General features: G+C 47.1%; 5 protein-coding genes. All 5 read right to left on the bottom strand.

Annotated features, from left to right (window positions below; all coding sequences use genetic code 11):
- Positions 1-869, bottom strand: an 869-nt coding sequence (locus tag A3751_RS15295; RefSeq protein ID WP_197466389.1) for a molybdopterin-dependent oxidoreductase, incomplete at its 3' end; no start/stop codon positions are given.
- Positions 850-1,227, bottom strand: coding sequence for a chaperone NapD (locus tag A3751_RS15290; RefSeq protein ID WP_068457689.1), 378 nt, complete (start codon positions 1,225-1,227; stop codon positions 850-852). The genes A3751_RS15295 and A3751_RS15290, both read right to left, overlap by 20 nt.
- A 75-nt stretch (positions 1,228-1,302) precedes the next feature.
- Positions 1,303-1,578 carry a 4Fe-4S binding protein gene (locus tag A3751_RS15285; protein ID WP_068457687.1) on the bottom strand — a complete coding sequence of 92 codons (276 nt, stop codon included), beginning with the start codon at positions 1,576-1,578 and terminating at the stop codon, positions 1,303-1,305.
- A gap of 1 nt (position 1,579) precedes the next feature.
- Entirely contained in the window at positions 1,580-1,753 is a 174-nt protein-coding gene (locus A3751_RS15280; protein ID WP_082863294.1) for a periplasmic nitrate reductase, NapE protein, read from the bottom strand.
- A 213-nt stretch (positions 1,754-1,966) separates the two neighbouring features.
- Positions 1,967-2,472: DbpA RNA binding domain-containing protein (locus A3751_RS23790; RefSeq protein ID WP_197466388.1), on the bottom strand; the 506-nt coding region annotated here is incomplete at its 5' end.

Genomic DNA, 2,472 nt, shown 5'->3' with positions numbered 1-2,472 from the left:
TTCACGAAGTCTTTGTTTACTTTGTCATTCTGAATAATGTAATTGGCAATGTAGTTGGCAATCGCCAAGTCTGATTGCGGAGTAAAGATCGCAGGGATGTCCGCCAAATCAAAAGAACGGTGTTCAAAGGTCGAAAGAACGGCCACTTTTGTATTCGGATACGAAAGTCGGCGATCCGTCACGCGCGTCCATAAAATGGGGTGCATCTCGGCCATGTTCGACCCCCAAAGAACGAAGGCATCGGCATTCTCAATGTCGTCATAGCAGCCCATTGGTTCATCAATACCAAATGTGCGCATAAAGGCACCCACCGCAGATGCCATACAGTGACGCGCGTTGGGATCAATATTATTGGAACGAAAGCCCGCTTTATAAAGTTTTGCTGCGGCGTATCCTTCCATTACCGTCCACTGTCCAGAGCCAAACATCCCCACACCACTTGGACCTTTGTCTTTCAAAGCTTGCGAGAATTTTTCATGCATGACCGTAAAGGCTTCGTCCCAGCTAACCTCTTCAAACTCGCCATTCTTGTCATACTGGCCATTCGTCTTCCGCAATAGAGGCTTCGTCAGGCGGTCTTCGGCGTACATGATTTTCGAGAGAAAATAGCCTTTAACGCAATTTAGCCCTCGGTTTACAGGAGAATGAATATCGCCATGGGTAGCAACGACTTTACCTTTCTTTGTTGCGACATTGACGCTACAACCAGTTCCACAAAAACGGCAAGGCGCCTTCGACCATTTCAAACCTGCTTGCGTTTTGTCAGTCACTACGTTGTTTGCAGCATGCGCGGGTAACTGAATCCCCAACGCACTACCAGCTGTCGCAACAGCTGTCATTTTGATCAAGTCACGCCGTGTAGTAGCCACTTCCGCTCTCCTCTTCTTGTGTGATGGCTGCATCGAGTTCTTCGCTGCTTTCCATATGGTGATAAACAAGATTTACATTCAAGACACCATCTAATCGAGACAAGGCACTATGAGCCTCACTAATCACCACGCTGTCTGGCGTCTCAAATACCAAAATCGCATGGCCATCGTTATCACAATGTGCGATTTCGCAACTGGCAATACGAGCGAGATCATCCACAACAGTGCTGTGTTTTTCGGGCGTAAAGCGCAACGCAAAGCTCGCGATGTGCCGTACGGCATCGACATCATGCACTTTAATGCGATTAGACTCCGACGGTTTGAGCCTTGCGCCGCGCACTTTCGGTTCAGCATTCATATGTGACCTCGTTACTCAATTAATGATGCGCAAAACAATACGCAGCTAGGTTTTTAGGCGACAGAAAATCGCGCTCTAAACCAAAATCAATGCATCGTTAGGGCAACGCTTTGCGCAATCCATACAGCCTGTGCAAGCGTCCTGATCAATGCCAATTTCAAGTGTACCGCCCAACGCCGGACGAACTTTTATTGCATTCACAGAGCACTCATCACGACAACTGGAACAATAGATTCCATGCATGTTCAAACAGTTTGCGCTGACCTCTAAATGCTGAACAGGGGGTTCAACATAACGCTTAAACAAAGCTCGCCTCGTGATTTTTTGTTCTGTATTTTGGGCGTCGCTCATATTAACTAGCTCCGGGAGGACCTAGTAAAATCTGACTAATCCATATGATAAATCCGTAGCCACCTACGAGCACCGAACTTAAGATAGGAAAGAAAAATATCGCTATAAACCAAAAAGCATTCCGCTCTTCTTCGCGAGAAATCGGTTTATCTATTTCACTTGGCTCTTCTGTCATGACAGACCTCCCAGCCAAAATAAATCTCAAATACACGCTACAGAACTGCACCGTATACAATTCGAAAACCATTAACAGACTCAAGATAGTACAGATTTTTTGGCTTGCGCAACCAAACACCCGCCTGATGGCGGGAGTAAATGACCTTGGTCAAGTCGAACTAAAACAGCTTGAGCGCTATGACTCTATATCGAGCGAGAAAATGAACACGGGTTACTTCAGTTTACGCGCTCGAAACTTGCGGCCTTTAATGTTGCCCTCATTGAGCATGTTCAGCGCTTTTCTCGCTAAATCTGCTTTTACGGCAACAAAACTCGCGTTTGGCACAATGCGAATTTTTCCTACATCAGAACCATCTAAGCCGCCCTTTGCTGTCAGAGCTCCTAGCAAATCACCTGGGCGCACTTTATCTCGCTTACCACCAGACACTTCAATACTTACCCAGTCCGCTTGAGGATAATCGCCTTTTGCTTTAAAGCTACTAACATCAAGAAACTCTAGCTCCTGCTGACGTTCGTCGGCGAGTCGTTCAAGCTTAAAGCGCTGCTTTGGCGTATAAAAACTATAGGCCTTGCCAGAGCTTCCCGCTCGACCGGTTCGACCGATACGGTGCACGTAGACTTCATCATCTCTTGGTAAATCTGCGTTCACCACTAAGGCTACGTCGTCCACATCCAGGCCTCGGGCAGCGACATCTGTCGCAACTAGAATTCGGCAAC

The organism is Oleiphilus sp. HI0080 (genome assembly GCF_001635135.1).
Note: the sequence above shows the minus strand (reverse complement) of the source record. Positions and strands in the feature narration are given on the sequence as shown.

Excerpts from the sequence above, each read along its gene's own strand:
- A3751_RS15290 (WP_068457689.1), bottom strand. The coding sequence starts at position 1,227 with ATGAATGCTGAACCGAAAGTGCGCGGCGCAAGGCTCAAACCGTCGGAG.
- A3751_RS15285 (WP_068457687.1), bottom strand. The coding sequence starts at position 1,578 with ATGAGCGACGCCCAAAATACAGAACAAAAAATCACGAGGCGAGCTTTG.
- A3751_RS15280 (WP_082863294.1), bottom strand. The coding sequence starts at position 1,753 with ATGACAGAAGAGCCAAGTGAAATAGATAAACCGATTTCTCGCGAAGAA.